This window comes from Bifidobacterium thermacidophilum subsp. thermacidophilum DSM 15837, assembly GCF_000426425.1.
Classification (GTDB): domain Bacteria; phylum Actinomycetota; class Actinomycetes; order Actinomycetales; family Bifidobacteriaceae; genus Bifidobacterium; species Bifidobacterium thermacidophilum.
In genome coordinates this window covers 428,139-442,304 of sequence record NZ_AUFI01000006.1, presented here as the reverse complement: position 1 = coordinate 442,304, position 14,166 = coordinate 428,139, and the positions used below count along the sequence as shown (strand labels likewise).

The 14,166-nt window shown below is 63.6% G+C and carries 9 protein-coding genes; 1 reads left to right on the top strand and 8 read right to left on the bottom strand.

What is annotated here, in order from left to right; genetic code table 11:
• Positions 1–33: 33 nt before the first annotated feature.
• The 7 genes from K315_RS0102240 to K315_RS0102210 all read right to left on the bottom strand — a co-directional run bounded on the left by K315_RS0102240 (position 34) and on the right by K315_RS0102210 (position 10,758).
• A complete protein-coding gene (locus tag K315_RS0102240) occupies positions 34–2,481 on the bottom strand; it encodes an alpha-L-arabinofuranosidase C-terminal domain-containing protein (protein WP_081666361.1) in 2,448 nt (815 codons plus the stop codon).
• 720 nt (positions 2,482–3,201) lie between these two features.
• Positions 3,202–4,269 (bottom strand): hypothetical protein, encoded by a 1,068-nt coding sequence (locus tag K315_RS0102235; protein ID WP_029575996.1) that lies wholly within the window; start codon positions 4,267–4,269, stop codon positions 3,202–3,204.
• 215 nt (positions 4,270–4,484) lie between these two features.
• Positions 4,485–5,504 (bottom strand): glutamate cyclase domain-containing protein, encoded by a 1,020-nt coding sequence (locus K315_RS0102230; protein WP_029575995.1) that lies wholly within the window; start codon positions 5,502–5,504, stop codon positions 4,485–4,487.
• Between the two features lie 99 nt (positions 5,505–5,603).
• Positions 5,604–7,367 carry an acetyl/propionyl/methylcrotonyl-CoA carboxylase subunit alpha gene (locus K315_RS0102225; protein ID WP_029575994.1) on the bottom strand — a complete coding sequence of 588 codons (1,764 nt, stop codon included), beginning with the start codon at positions 7,365–7,367 and terminating at the stop codon, positions 5,604–5,606.
• Positions 7,364–9,172 carry a 5-oxoprolinase subunit B/C family protein gene (locus K315_RS0102220; RefSeq protein ID WP_029575993.1) on the bottom strand — a complete coding sequence of 603 codons (1,809 nt, stop codon included), beginning with the start codon at positions 9,170–9,172 and terminating at the stop codon, positions 7,364–7,366. Before K315_RS0102220 ends, K315_RS0102225 begins: the two co-directional genes overlap by 4 nt.
• A gap of 13 nt (positions 9,173–9,185) precedes the next feature.
• Complete coding sequence (locus tag K315_RS0102215; protein WP_029575992.1) at positions 9,186–9,830, bottom strand: LamB/YcsF family protein; 645 nt, start codon at positions 9,828–9,830, stop codon at positions 9,186–9,188.
• 94 nt (positions 9,831–9,924) lie between these two features.
• Positions 9,925–10,758, bottom strand: a complete 834-nt coding sequence (locus tag K315_RS0102210) for a putative hydro-lyase (RefSeq protein ID WP_044085758.1) — start codon at positions 10,756–10,758, stop codon at positions 9,925–9,927.
• A gap of 275 nt (positions 10,759–11,033) precedes the next feature.
• Here K315_RS0102210 and K315_RS0102205 point away from each other — a divergent pair, with 275 nt between their 5' ends.
• The gene (locus K315_RS0102205) at positions 11,034–12,005 is read left to right on the top strand and encodes an aminodeoxychorismate lyase (RefSeq protein ID WP_029575990.1); all 972 of its coding nucleotides are present in this window, start codon (positions 11,034–11,036) and stop codon (positions 12,003–12,005) included.
• A 22-nt stretch (positions 12,006–12,027) separates the two neighbouring features.
• Here the strand turns inward: K315_RS0102205 and dnaG are convergent, their stop codons facing one another.
• On the bottom strand, positions 12,028–14,127 hold the full coding sequence (dnaG, locus tag K315_RS0102200) for a DNA primase (protein WP_029575989.1): 2,100 nt from the start codon (positions 14,125–14,127) through the stop codon (positions 12,028–12,030).
• Between the last annotated feature and the right edge of the window lie 39 nt (positions 14,128–14,166).

Below are 14,166 nucleotides of genomic sequence, written 5' to 3'. Positions count from 1 at the left end.
CGCCGGACCGGAACATCACGCGTCATGCGCGTGTCACAACGTCACCGTCACCATCGTGACCGAATACGCCGGCAGCCCCAACGCGAACCGTACCGGCGGACCGGCCATCGCGAAAGTATCCTCACGACGTTCCACCGCCCGATGCGACACGCCCTCGGCCCCGAGCACATTGCGTGCCTCGGGCGCGGCACACAGACGCACCACACGCAATCGGCACGAATCGCGGCGGGACCGCGCGCCCAGTGACCGCAAGCCAAAGGAGATATCAAGCGTGACATCGATGCGATCGCCGCCGGTATTGACCAGCTTGATGAATCTGGTCGACTCATCGCCGGTGGCGCATACGAACAGCCGATCCGTCACCGCCTTACCGGCGCGGGCATGCCCGATATCGCCCAGCTGACACTCGTAGGCCATCGGACCGATATGCGTGGCGAACAGCTGTTCTACTTCGGCGTTGAGCGTCGGCATCACCGTGCGCGCGTCGAATTCGATGAGGTTCTGCATCCATCCCTTGCCCGGCACGCGCGCGAGCAGCGGTGCATACGATGTCATGCGCACCACGTCGCTGTTGCGCTCGCACCCCGTGAGGAACGCCGCCTCGCCGAGTGCGGAAGCCCATGTGTTGGCGTGCGCGTTGTCCTGCTTGCGCCCCGCGAGATACCCGTTCGCCGAATACTCCCCGACCATCACGCCGGCGGAATCACGCGGATATCTGTCGTACCGGCGGGCTTGCGAGGCGAACCATTCAGGCGTGTGGTAGGAGTGCTCGTCCACGATGACTCTGCTGCCGGCGAGCGGCGGGTCGCATGCCAACAGCATCTCGCCACGCCCGGCGGCGATGTCGCGTGCATGATTCCACGCCCGACGCATCGACAGATGATATGGGAACAGTCCGGCGCTCATCACACACAAAATCGACGGATAACATTCGTGAATCGCCTTGGCGATGGCATCGAACCGTTCCATATATCCTTCGCCGTAATTCTCGTTGCCGATGCCGATCATGTCGAGGCCGAACGGCGCCGGATGGCCCATATCGCGGCGAACACGCGCCCACTGGCTGGCATCCGGATCGCCGTTGGCAAATTCGATGAGATCGAGATAATCCTGGACCACCACATCGCGGAAATAATCGCTGTCCACAGGAATGGACTGCGGGTCTCGGTACGGCGACTGGCAGGTCATGCCCGCGAACAGGGTCGGCAGCGGCTTGGCGCCCAAATCCTCGCACAGGCAGAAATACTCGTAGAAGCCGATCTGGTAGCTTTGCGAATAGCTTGAGCCGTCCGGCATGCGGAAGGCCCACATATTGTATTGCTGACGACGCGCATACAAGGCGCCGACTGTGTCTTTCCAACGGTACTCGTTGCCCGGTGTGACGCCTTCGGTGATGCAGCCGCCGGGGAACCGCAGGAACGCGGGTTTGAGCGCCGCGATGGCTTCGACCAGGTCGCGGCGGAACCTGCCGTACCGCCATTTGGGGTCGCCCGCACCCCAGGTGTCCGCATCCATGAGGCTGACGCAGTCGAGGTCGATAGCGGCGTCTGACAAGGCGGCCGGCGCGGCGAGTTGCACGGCGGATTGCGCGACGGACGGTACGGCGGTCGGTACGGCGGTCGGCGTAGTTGCCACACGCCCTGCATGATGCTCGTCTGCGCGTACCCCGTCGGCACGCACCCCGTCTGTATGCATCCCGTCCCTGCCGGCACGCACCCCGTCGGCACGTTGTTCGCCAGCATCTGCCTCATCGCCGGCGTATCCGCAATCACCAACGTGCCCATTGCCCGGAACCAAGCCGATATGCAGCTTGCCCAGACCCGAGGTCATACCCGATAGCGTGCATGTCAGACGAACCCATCCGTTGGAGTGGGCAGTGTCATCCGAATCGCACGCCCTCGCCGCGGCGACACTTGCGCTTGACGCATCCGCATCACCGGGGCTGCCGCACGATAGTTCCACGCAATCGGTCAACGCCGCCTTCGAAGCGTTGACGACACTCACCGCGAGCGTCACCACACCGGCTACCGGACGCACGTAGACGCTGAAATCGTAACGATGCCCCTGGCTGATGGCAATCGCGCACTCCCCGGCATGCTTGCCGCCGCCGTTATACCCGAGGTTCTCAATATCCGCGCCATGCCGCCCCGCAGGCATGGTCACACGCACGTATCGGCTGTTGGGGTGCAGCGGAGGCGCCGGGCAGGATGTTTCAATACGCTGCCCGTGCTCGCCGCGCGTCTGGGCGCCGTAACTCGTCGCCGAAACCCCATGGAACGGCCAGAAACGCAACGGATCGGCCTGAGTGCGCCACCGGTCCGTTCCGCGGGCGCGCATGCTGTGGTGCTTGAGATAGACGCCATCGAAGCTGTAATTATTGACCACGTTCGCATTCAGGCCGCCATCGACCGACATGTTGATGTCCTCAAGAAACGCGCCATACAGCCGGTCGCTGACCGGATGCGCAGCCGAACCAACCATTACCGTGACCATGGTTCCCATCGTAGGCGAAACGACACGATTTTCCCGGTAGCGCAGGGCGGATTGTGCGCCGCGTGTCGCGCGGGGGTCGCAGCCGGACGGAGAAGTTGCGCGGGTGGGGCGTGAGGCCGGTCGCAGGATTTGGTGTGGGGCGCGCGGGGCGGGTGGTACGGTTGCGGCGTTATCTTTACGTTCCTGTACGCGAGCCGACGCAACAACCCGAAGATTCACGCGCATCTGAGCGTCTCCGGCGCCGCGGCCGGCCGGCATCAGCCATCTACGCGCCCATCCCCCGGTTCCTGTATCCCAGCCCACACAACAACTCGAAGATACGTGCGCATCCCCGGCAACGCGGCACAGATGCGCACCCAAACGCGATGTCCTGCACTGGAGGGCAGACAGGACCACCCAAATACCCGAACATCTCCAAGTCCCCGTTCGCACGACGATGCAGCAACCCGGAGATACACGCGCATCCCCGGCAGCATGACGGGAATACGCGCCCAAACGCGACACCCTGCACCAGCCCACAGACATGACCACCCGAATACCGGCGCATTCCCCGGTTCCTGCACACAAATCCGTGGAACATATCACAGCGAATGCCTGGACAAGCACATTCCCCTGCCGGGAATCCATCGTCAGCGTATGCGCACGCGGCAACAGCAGCGGCATGCCACAGGCACCATGCTGACTCACACGGTTGATGATCGACACGTCTCATGCCTGTGTTCCCGGCGGGAGGAGTTGGGCGTGGCGGGCGCAACGCTCCCACGCCCGCACCGCCTTAGCCGCCAGACGCCCGCGACGGCCAGGCTGCCTGACATCCAACACCAACTCCAACACCCCACCAGACACCAACACCCGACGAAACCAATACGACGCCCACGACCGGTTCGACACCACACCACGCGACGAAAAACACCCCACACCAGGCTCCCCCTCACACCCCACAGAAGACACCTCCACCGCACGGCCATGAGCAGCCTGCCACACCCCCAACAAGCCATCCACACCACCAGCCGGCACCACACGCCAACACAACCACGCCGCGATCCCATCTTTCCAATGATTGAGCCATTCTTCGCCAGTCACCTCAACCACAGGCAGATGTGCGTCCGGATGATAGAAATACTCGCGAATCACGGCATGCCCGGGATGGTGGTACTCCTCCTCGAAATACGCCGTCGGCGTCAACACCAACACACCATCACTACCCAGATCCTCACGCAACGGGCATGGCATCCCCGTTCGAGGGTTCCGCCCATTACGGGCGCACCACGCATCAACCCGATCATAGATGTCCAGCAACGCGTGCCCCAGCACTTCAGGATCGAAAGAATCCACATCCATCTCCCCCTCCCTGACTCGGCTATCGGTATCCCACCCGCGCAATGAAGGCACGGGAACGCTGAGATGAAAACCTTTGGACGTTTGCGAGACAAGACACTCCATGGCATGATTCCATCTCGCGGCGCCCTTGCCGATCGGCTCGCACAACTCCTTCCACCCCGGCGGGTCGCCCTGAGCGATCAGATTGCCACGATGGTCGATGTTCCAATCAATGATGCCGCAAACAGCCAACCCAAGGGCGCGCGGCGTCGCCTCGGCCGCATGAAATACACACGAAGCCCCATCGGCAAGCGCCGTTATCCCACCCCCCCCTTGAAGACAGACATAATTACGCAATACATACCCGCCCGGCCCACGTCTGACGGTAACCCAGCAGAAATCATCAACGACAAGCCCCGGAGCGGCAGGAAAATCAGAGGGAATGGTCAAAAACATTACTTGCCCCCTATCACGAACTCGACCTTGATGGGCAGCGGGCCCGCCCGCCTGTTCACACCAGCATACCCGCACAACAACCGCCGCCGATGGCATCTGTACAAGGTGTCGCGCCCTCCGTACCGGAACGCCGCTGCATCCAACAGCAGATCATCATCGTGGATTGTGCAACCGTTTGCAGCCCAAGACCCCGCATCTGCCGCAACAAGCGCCAGCTAACACCGCCCGCGGGCGATGTCGGACATCATGCGGATCTGGCGGTAGTAGCGTTCCCCGCTCAGGCCGTCGACCGTCGGGGTGTTGCGCATCGTGACACCGTCGAGCCCGCCGGCACGCGCGACATCCGCCAGCACAGCCCGATGCCATGCCACGTCAAGCAGCGGAGCCGCCCGCCGGCAGCCCATCGCGTACATCGCGCATACCAGCGCGTGACCGCCCCAGTTTGACGTGCCGGAGACAATCAGCTCGTCCGCGGGAACCATGCAGGCGATACGCTCGCCATGCTCGACGACATCCTCGATGACGATGGAATCAAGCCTGCCCATGCCGATCTCATTGCCGCCGTCGCCGATGCCGATCACATGCAATCCCAGCCTGGTGAGTCGGCTGAGCGGGGCGGTCCACCGGTCGATGTCAAACCCCCGCATATTGTGCGGGTTCCCGTCGCGCGCAGGCCCGACGCGCTCAATGTAGATGATGGTGTCGATGCCATGATGATCGACAAACCCGCGCATCGCGTCAATCCACTGGTCGAAGTGTCGCGCATCCGCAGGCGCGATGGCCACATGGTCTTCGGGCAGTCGCGACGAGGCCCCTGCGCGGATGACCGGCTCGCACGGCTCATCGCTGACCAGCCAGGCATCCGAACCGATGGCCCGTAGCGCCTCACACAGCTCGACCGCCCCGGCGGGACCATCCGATTCGGCAGCCGGACGCTCGGCCTGCGGAATGTAGAACCCGGTGACGACCATGGCCTTGTGGCCGCCGGATTTAAGCCACCGGGCGGCATGGAACAGGTCGCCGCGCGCGAAGGTCATCATGGTTTCGCTGCCCCGGCCTACATCCGCCGCAGCAGCATTCTGGATGTGCGCGACGCGAGGTTTCCACCGCCAGCTTGCGATGCGGGCGGCAGGGCCGATGCCGCCATGGCGCGCCGCACTGCCACGGCCGGCATGAAACGTATCCGATTGCCGATTGACATGTCCTGCTTGGTTGTATTGCATCGTTTCCGTCATATCCGCTCCTCTCCTATCAGCGCCCGGCCGGTCAAATCGGCCGAACGCCGTATGCCACGCCTGTCTCGCCTGTCTCGCCTATCTGTCTCATGTCTTGTCTCACGATTCGATATGCCCCAGCACGCTTCCGGATCTCGCGCTGTCGCCCGGCTGCGCGGCGATATGGACCACGCCGCCAATCGGGGCCGTAACCTGGATTTCCATCTTCATGGCTTCCAGAACGACGACCGGCGTGCCCGCGCCGACTTCAGCGCCGTCATCGACCAGCCAACGCGCCACAGTGCCGGTGATCGAGGCGAGGATATCCCCGGCGTCATGCGCGGTCGTCTCCTCCACGCCGCCATCGTGCGATGTTCCATCACCGGCCACCCCCGCCGTCCCAAGCGAGGAGACCAGACCAGCCGGCAAGCCGACCTCGACGCGGCGGCCATCCCATTCAATCCAGGTACGATGCAACCCGGTATCTGCGTCATCGAAACGTGCCGACATCCCATCAGGCTTGAGCTGTTCGGGGTCAAGCCGCTTGAGCAGCACCTCCTCGATCCACCGCGTGTAGACGTGGAACCCGTGCTCCGCCGTGAAATCAGGGTCGGCGAGCACCGCCCGGTCGAACGGCACGACCGTGGGCACGCCGTCGATGCGCAGTTCGGCGAGCGCCCGTCGCGCCCGTTGCAGGCATTCCTCGCGTGTCGGGGCGTGCACGATGAGTTTGGCGAGCATGGAATCGAAGTGGTCGGAGACAATCGAACCGGCCTGTATGCCGGTATCGAAGCGTATGCCCGGCCCGCTGGGCGCCCTCAGCGCGGTGATGCGCCCGGGGAACGGCGCGAATCCGAGCGATGGGTCTTCCGCGTTGAGACGGAATTCCATCGCATGCCCGTCATGCGCCGGTTTGAGCCCGGCGATCGACGCCCCTGCGGCGATACGCAGCTGCCAGGACACCAGGTCGATCCCGCTGGTCATTTCGGTGACCGGGTGTTCGACTTGGATACGCGTGTTGACTTCCATGAACGAGAGCGTGCCATCCGGGGCCACGAGGAATTCCACGGTTCCGGCACCCACGTACCCGACTTCAGAGCAGATCGCCACGGCCGCATCCTCGAGCCGTTGTGTGATGCTCCCGAGCAGGAAGGGCGCCGGGGCCTCCTCGATAAGCTTCTGGTTGCGCCGCTGGAGCGAGCAGTCCCTAGTACCGACGGCGATGACCCCGCCATACGTGTCGCCGAGCACCTGAACTTCGACGTGACGCGGATGGTCGAGGAACCGTTCGATGAAACACTCCCCGTTGCCGAACGCGGCTTCGGCCTCGTGGACGGCGGATTCGAAGGCGGGTTCGACATCGGCGAGGTCGCGCACGACTTTCATGCCGCGGCCTCCCCCGCCGTGCACCGCTTTGATGACAATCGGCAGACCGTGTTGACGCGCGAATGCGGCGGCTTCCTGCGCGTCCTTGACCGGTTGCGTGGTGCCCGGGGCCATGGGTGCGCCGACTTTCGCGGCGACAGCACGCGCTTCGACTTTGTCTCCGAGCATGCGGATGGTCTGCGGTGATGGGCCGATCCATGTCAACCCGGCATCCTGGACCGCCTGCGCGAAATCGGCGTTTTCCGATAGGAATCCGTACCCTGGATGAACAGCATCCGCATGTCCGCTTGCCGCCGCCTTGAGCAGTGCCGGAATGTTGAGGTAGGTTTCCATTGACGTCACCCCGTGCAGGGCGATGGCCTCATCGGCAAGCTGGACGAACAGCGCGTCGGCGTCATCATCCGCATAGACGGCGACCGCCTCCAGCCCCAGATCATGGCAGGCGTGGATAATTCGTACGGCGATTTCCCCGCGATTGGCGACCAGAATGCGCTTCATCGGGACTCCTTTCCATCGTGTTCATCGGGATGGGATAGGTCTTGGCCTCCCGATGCCGCCATTGCGCCCTCCCAGGCTTTGCGGAACCGGATGGACGCGCCCGGCGGCAGTTGCGCCGCCAACGCGAGCGCATCAAGTGCCAGCACGGCGATCACCGGATAGCCGCCGGTGACCGGCTGGTCGCGCAGGAACAGCACGGGCTGCCCGCTTCCGGGCACTTCAAGCGAGCCGGGGACCATGCCTTCGCTGGGCAATTCCCGCGTGTCTTCGCGTTCCAGGGGCTGCGGGCCGTTGAGCCTCAGCCCGGTACGGTTGGATTGTGCGGTGACCTGCCACGTGGTGCCGAACAGCGTGCCGATGGCGGCCGGCGTGAACCAGTCATCATGCGGGCCGAGCATGACATCGAGCCAGACCGGATGATCGGCGCTGCCGATCGCCTCCGGACCGGCATGGTGCATGGTGCCGGTCGGCAGGTGGCCGTCCCATTCGCATGGCCGCCCTACGCTTCGTGACGGATCGGCGGGTCCGGCGGCGAGCGTGTCGCCTGCGGCCAGCGGAGCCGGTCCGATGCCGGACATGGTGTCCAGCGAAGCGCTGCCGAGCGTCATCGGGACTTCGAATCCGCCTCGAATGGCAAGATAATCACGTAATCCCGCGCGCGGCACGCCAATGGTCAGGGTTTCGCCGTCATGGAGGATGATGGCCTCCTGCCGGTGCAGGCTTTGCGTTACGGCCACGCGCCTTGGATTGGCACCAGATGCGGCCTTTCCGGTGATACATACATCGACGGGTGCCCCCGTAACGGCGACCACCACATTCCCTATCGCGGTGAACGCGGCATCGCCGGCGGTCAGTTCGATGGCGAGCGCACCGGGCGGATTGCCGACAAGCAAATTGGCAAGACGGTAGGCGGGCATATCGCATGCCCCCGATCCGGCGACGCCCATAGCCGAGGCATACCGGCCCTCGTCTTCAAACAGGGCAAGCAGGCCGGGGCGGTCCACACGCAAGCCGTGGACGCGTGTCGTTGAATCTGAACCGCTACCGGAGTTCCCGGTATTCGCTCGGATATCGCCGTCCGTCGACGTTCGGCCTTGGCGCGCAATATCAGTCATGATCGCCCGATCACGCTCGGCGTGGAACATCACACGGTCGCCGGGCATGATGGCGGCGGGCGGGTCCGCCTGTGCATCCCACATCGGCATGGCCGTGTGCCCAATCAGCTGCCATCCGCCCGAGCTTTCGCGCGGGTAGACACCGCTGAACCGCCCGGCGAGGCCGACCGCGCCTGAGGGCACGACCAACCGTGGCGTCGCGCGGCGCGGTACGTCGAAAATCGGGTCCCCGTCCACCAAATACGTGAATCCGGGGGCGAACCCGCCGAATGCGGCCGTCCACGGAGTGCCGGTATGCCGGGCGACCACCTCATCGGCGCTGATACCAAGCAGCTGCGCCACGGCCTCAAGATCCTCGCCGTCGTAGATGACCGGCACGGTCACCGTCCGATGCTCTTGAGCCTCATCGGGCGTATCGGGCAGCGTCATAATCGCTTCGGCGAGCGAAGCTGAACGGATCTTGCGCGGATCGAATCGCACGAGCACGGTCTGCGCGGCTGGAACCAATTCCGTGACCGCCGCGAACGGTCGTGCCGGCGCCAGCGAAGCAACGGATTCCCCTGCCGACGCGTTTGCCGAAACGGCATCCTCCATCGCCGCGTTCAGCGCATGATACAGGCCGAGCGCATGGCGCAAATCCCCGGTTTCCACGAGCAGCGCGTCCTGTCCTGCCGGCAATATCCGTCTCATGATTTCGCGGCTTTCATGGACACTGATGGCGACGAGCCGTCACCGTACCATCCTCGACCATGCGCAGCACCCGTGCGGCCACCTGTTCCGGGTCGGTGACGACCGCGCCCGGCTCGCGCCGCGAGACCAGATGACCGTCCGGGGTGTAGGCGCGGTCGGCGAACGCCTCGCGGAACACACGCAATCCCGCGTCCTCGGCAAGCCGGCCGACCACCGAACCGGGCAGGGTGAGCAAGGCCAGCGACGGATCGACGGCCTTGATCGCCTCGACCACGGCTGCGGCATGCCGTTCGTCAATCGCGATCCGGTTGTACAGCGCCCCATGCGGTTTCACATATTTCACTTGCGTTCGGGCAGCCGCCGCGACACCTTCCAGCGCGCCGATTTGGTAGATGACGTCGGCAGCGAGATCTTCGGGCGTCTCATCGACATACCGACGGCCGAATCCGGCAAGATCGCGGTACGCCACGTGCGCGCCGACCGTCACACCGTGCGCCGCCGCGTATCCGACTGTGCGCAGCATGCCCGCCGGGTCGCCCGCATGGAAGCCGCACGCCACATTCGCGCTCGACACCACGCCGAGCAGCGCCGTGTCGTCGCCGAGCGCCCACCGGCCGAAGCTTTCGCCCATATCGCTGTTGATGTCTATTCCCGTCATTGTTGTTCCCCACTTCCGCTGTTTTCTGCTTTTCGACATCTCATATCTTCCGCATCGCGCGCCATCGGTATTGATGTATTTGCACCGACGCGAGTCACACCATGAAACTGCGGTCGGGAATATCCGTAAGGAACATGTGCCCGGGAGCGTGGGTAATCGCGAACGACGGTTTCGACGCCATCACCGCCGCCTGCGGGGTCACGCCGCACGCCCAGAACACGGGGATGTCACCGTTCTCCATGATCGGCGGGTTGCCATAATCGGGGTGCTGCAAATCGGTGATGCCGATACGCTCCGGCTCGCCAATCTGCACCGGCGCGCCATGGACGCTCGGGTAATAGCCGGAGATGCGAACGGCGTCCGCGATGCGGTCAGGCTGGATGCCACGCATCGACACCACCATCGTCGAACTGAACTGTCCGGCCGACTTACAAGGAATCGACGTATCGTACATCGGCACGTTGCGTCCCTGCTCGATATGATGCACCGGAATACCCGCCTCCATCAGCGGGAATTCGAAGGTGAAACTGCATCCGATTAGGAATGTGACCAAATCATCATGCTGCGCCCAGATATCGGTGATATCGCTGCACGTGTCCACCAGCTCGCCATGCTCCCACACCCGGTACAGCGGGATATCCGTGCGGATATCGCTGCCGGCCGCAATGGACGGCCGGGGATTGCCCGGATCAAGCACCTCGAGGATCGGGCAGGGCTTGGGATTGCGTTGGGTGAACAGCAGGAAATCGAACGCGTATTCACGCGGCAACGCAATCATATTCGCCTGGGCGAAACCGCGGGCGATGCCGCAGGTCGGGCGCACCACGCCGTGCCGGAACGCCTCACGCGCCTCTTGCGGCGTCGTATTCGCGTCCAGTACGGGCGCAATACCTTGCGTATTGTGTTCAACCGGCGCAACGCCGGACATCAACGAACCCATAGGAACCTCCCTTTCGTCCACACGCTAAGTTGGGCGCGTTAAACCCGGGTTTCACGCAGCAACGAGGAAGATCACCAACCTGTGACCGGCGGATTACGGGCATGCCCCGCCCGTGCGATCCGTGAAATACGCGCGGAATAACATGAGGCTCGTTCGACGACGCGGTGGCTCAGCCACGACGCGTCGGCCGCGGGGCACACCGGCGGCAGGGCCGCGAGACCGCCAAGGCCATCACGGCAAGCCAACACGAGAGGAGTCATTCCATGAGCGCAGTCGTACTCGGGGTAGGAAACGCATCGGTATTGTTCAAGGGGTTGGATATCGGCGGCGTGGACACGGTCACCATCATTGACGCGCATGATGATTGTGCTTCGGCCTTTGATTTGAGCGTATTGCGCGGCGACGGGATCTTCGAGGCGACCACGGTCTACGACGGATTCCCCGTATCCTTGGAAAACCATCTCAAACGGCTCGCCCATTCCGCCGCACTGGTTGATATGCCCGAACCTGATGTCGACGCGTTCACCGACGCCTGTCAAGGGGTCATCGACGCCTACGACGGGGCCGAAGAAGCGCCTATGCTCCGCATTCTCGTCTCGCGCGGCCTCGACCCGACCACCGGCATCGGCGCCGAAGCGGAACATTCAGACAACGGACCGTTGATGCCAAGCGTATGGATATTCCTTGACGGCGTGGGCACAGGACACAGCATCGAGCCGATTACCATGGCGACGCTCACCCGCGGATACCCGTCGGATATCACGTCGAAAGCGCCGTGGCTGCTCAACGGCGCGAAAACCCTGAGTTATGCGGTTAATCAGGCGATGCACCGGGAATGCGACCGGCGCGGGGTCGGCGACGCGGTCACCACTACAACGGACGGGTATACGTTGGAATGTCCCAACAGCAGCATCGTCGCACGATACGGGGATACGTACGTCACGCCGGACCCGCGCATCGGTATCCTAAACGGCACATCGCAACGCGAACTGTTCGCGTGGGCGCTTGAGGAAGGCAAGCGGACCGCGTACCGCAAGCTGCCGGTTGACGAGCTGCGGGATGCGGACGAGTTGTATATGACGCACGGCGGCTGGGTGGTTCCGGTCAAGGAGCTGGACGGCAAAGCATATGCGGTGGATATGGACGAAATCCGTGCGATGAACGAGGCCATCCACAGCGGGCGCACGCATGATGACGCGCTGACAATCGGGCCGAGCGGGGAATACGACGCGTAAGGAGCGTCGTTTTGCCCCCAGGCTACCCGACCGTGTTGTTGTACACCTGCGCCTGAAGGTCCTTGCGCGCGGTTTCAAGCGTGGTGATGCTGCCGAGCAGCGCGATTTTCTCCTCGCCGTCCGGCAGCTGGGCCATACGGCGTCTGGCCGCGCCGATTCTGCGCATGTAACCGATATCAAGCAGCCGGGCCAACAGTTCAGACGCATACTGGCGCTCCCCCTGGGTCGGCTCCCGCAGCTGGACGTCGGCGACGCCGGGCGCTCCGGCGACACCGGCGCCTTGTCCCTCACCTACACCAGGCGCCGACTGTTGGTTCGGCGGGGTCGGCAACGGCAACGGCATCACGGCAAGCTCGTCAATCACCGATTGGAGCATCGGACCGCCTGCCTTGGTCAGATTGTGCATCCACAAGCCTTGCGGGGTGTCATCCGTCGGCAATCCGCCGGCAGCCGCAATCGCCTGGAACAGGGTGCGGAACACCGGGGTCATGAAATTCGCCAGAGTCAACTGGGCAAACCATTCGCGGTCGATCGCACGCGGAATCTGGATGAGCGTCGCCATGAACTGCTGCTCGCAGATGAACACCGCGTCGTCGATGTGGAAATACGTCTGATTGGCGGCATCGCGATGCTCAAGCTCCCGCCTGCGAGCCGGATTCGCGTACGGGTCATCGCGGTCAGCACGCTCCTCGATACGCACCTGCTGGCGTCGGCGGGGCGCGTAGGCGTCCTCGTCGCGTACGTTGTACTGCCGTCTGGCCTGTCTGACCTCGCGCTGCATGATATCAAGGTCGATGCCGATGCGCCGGGTCGCCTTGCGCGTGTACAAGTCAAGCAGCGAACGGTCGCGGATCTGCGCGATCAGCGGTGCGGCTGCCTTGACCGCGCCCATCTGCCCGGTGGCGTACTGGGTGTCGAAGCGGTCGATTGCCGTGTCGATGACGAAATCGTAGAGCGGACGGGCGCTGTCGATCAGTGCGCGCACAGCCTCGTTGCCGCGCTGGATTCGCAGATCACACGGATCGAGATTGTCGTCGGCCACGGCGACGAAGGTCTGCGACAGGAATGAAGAATCCAACCCGAATGCGTGCAGCGCGGCCTTCTGTCCTGCCGCGTCGCCGTCGAACGTGAAGACGACACGCGAACTGAGCGACTGCCCTTCGACCTTAAGCGGCCCGACCAGCTGGACGGCGCCCAGCGAATCGTCCGCAATCAGACGACGGATGATTTTCGCGTGTTCCGCGCCGAACGCGGTGCCGCATGTGGCGACCGCCGTGTCGATACCCGCCAAATGGCAGGCCATGACATCCGTGTACCCCTCGACAATCACCGCCTGGCGGTGCTTCACAATCGATGATTTCGCCAAGTCAATGCCGTAAAGCACCTGCGTTTTGCGGTACAGCTGCGTATCCGGCGTATTGATGTACTTCGCCGCGATGGTGTCGTCGTCATACAGTTTGCGCGCGCCGAAGCCGAGCGTGCGACCGGTCGAATCGCGAATCGGCCATGTGGCCCGACCTCGAAAATAGTCATAGATGCCATGCTGGCCGCGACGGGCGAGTCCAGCATCCAACATCTCCTGCTGGGTGAAGCCCTTGTCCGCCAAATGTCGCACGAGATTGTCCCAGCCTTGCGGGGCATAGCCGCAGCCGAAACGTTCGCAATCGGCCTGGCTGAAATTGCGGCCGCCGAGCAGCTTGCGCGCGGCGAGCGCCTCCTTGCTCATGATCTGCGAGGTGAAGAACCGCTGGGCCTCCTCGTTTGCTTCAAGCAGACGCGCGCGTTTCGACCCGGCATGCTCGCCTTGGCGCGAGCCTTGATCGTAATGCAGCTCGATGTGGTATTTGTCGGCGAGCAGTTCGACCGCCTCACGGAAGTCGATGTTCTCCTGGTGCTCGACGAAGCCGAAGACGTCGCCGCCCAGCCCGCAACCGAAGCAGTGCCACACGCCCAAGGACGGGCGGACGTTGAAACTCGGGGTTTTCTCGTCATGGAAGGGGCACAGGCCGACATAGGTGCCGGTGCCTGAAGGCTTGAGCGTGACGGACGCGGATACGATATCGTACAGGTCCGCGGCGGCGCGCACCTTCTCAACGTCTTCTTTCTTGATCATCCCGGGCATAGGTTCCATGCTAGCCTGAGGGCTGTTCAGTGGCGTGCG